This is a genomic window from Methylorubrum podarium, from assembly GCF_022179745.1.
Lineage (GTDB): Bacteria > Pseudomonadota > Alphaproteobacteria > Rhizobiales > Beijerinckiaceae > Methylobacterium > Methylobacterium podarium.
This window is the reverse complement of record NZ_BPRD01000717.1, coordinates 1-1,159: the sequence shown is the minus strand read 5'-3', so window position 1 is coordinate 1,159 and position 1,159 is coordinate 1. Positions and strand designations below refer to the sequence as shown.

At 73.1% G+C, this 1,159-nt stretch carries 1 protein-coding gene and 1 pseudogene; one reads left to right on the top strand and one right to left on the bottom strand.

What is annotated here, in order from left to right; translation table 11 throughout:
* Positions 1 to 668, bottom strand: a pseudogene (locus MFF42_RS26195) (dimethylmenaquinone methyltransferase); the annotation flags it as partial.
* A 291-nt stretch (positions 669 to 959) separates the two neighbouring features.
* Between MFF42_RS26195 and MFF42_RS26190 the strand changes: the two are divergent.
* Positions 960 to 1,159: hypothetical protein (locus MFF42_RS26190; protein ID WP_238258873.1), on the top strand; the 200-nt coding region annotated here is incomplete at its 3' end.

The window sequence follows — 1,159 nt, the reverse complement described above, 5'->3', positions numbered from 1 at the left end:
CCGGCCGCCGCCATCAGCAGGTCGGAGACGAAGCGGTCGTGCCAGGGATGGCCCGCCGGCACTAGGGTCGAGACGCTGTCCCAGAACAGCTCGTCCAGCGCGAGTCCGCCGGCGAAGCCCGGCTCGCCCTTCTTCCACAGATCGAGCGCCTCGACCGATTCGATCAGCGCCGCGAGGTCGGCGGCCTGCGTCTCCGGCAAGATCTTGTCGGGGGCGTAGAGGGCGCGCTGGTCGTGCGCCATCCGCGTGGCGCAATGCGCCTCGTCGATGAGCACGAACACCTCCGGATCGCCCAAATCCGCCCGCAGCAGCCCCACGCGCTCGGGATCGGGGCCGATCTCGAGGTTCTGGCGCTTCAGCTGATCGATCGAGGAGGCGTGGTGGTCGAGCACCACGAGGCGGTGGCGCGCCCCCTCCGCCCGGCCGCGGTTCATCGCGGCGAAGCGGCGCAGAAAGGCGACCGTCGGCTCCTCCAGCCCGAGATCGGTCATCAGCAGCGTCTCGGCGGCGGTCGCGCCGCGCAGGCGCTTCAGCTCGTCCTCCACCACCGGGCCGACATCGGAATAGCGGGCGACATGCACCACCCGGGACACGTCGGCGAAGGCGGCGGCCACCGTCGTGGCACCGTAGCCGTCGAGGTCGTGGTGGGAGACCTGCGTGACGATCATCGGCAGAAATCTCGGTTCAAGGCTGGACAGGAGGCTCGCGGGACGCGAGACGGCGAGCGCCGCCGGCGCGGCGTGCGCGGTCCGAGCCTCTTACGCCGGCCGGCCCCGAAAGGTCCACGGGCCTTCGGCGGCTCCGGCGCCGAGCGGGCGCCACCTCGGGGCGCGCCGCCTCGGCCGGACGGCCGGCGCCGATATCCGGCGAAGGCCGGGCCGATCCGGCAACCTTAACGCCCGGTTCAGGCGTTGAGATCCTATCTGCGACCGTTCTTCACTCCGAGAACCGGCGAGGGCATGACGCAACCGACCGACCTTCCGACCCGCGCCGCGCGGCGGATCGACCCTTGTCCCGATTCCGGTCCCGACGCGTCGCTCGGCCCCTGCCTCGACCGGCGGCGGCTGATCGGCGGGGTCGCGGCCGGCCAGGGGGCGGCCCGGCGCCGTGGCCTCCCGTGCCAGCCGCGCGCGCAGCTGCTCGCAGCCGAGCGCCAGCG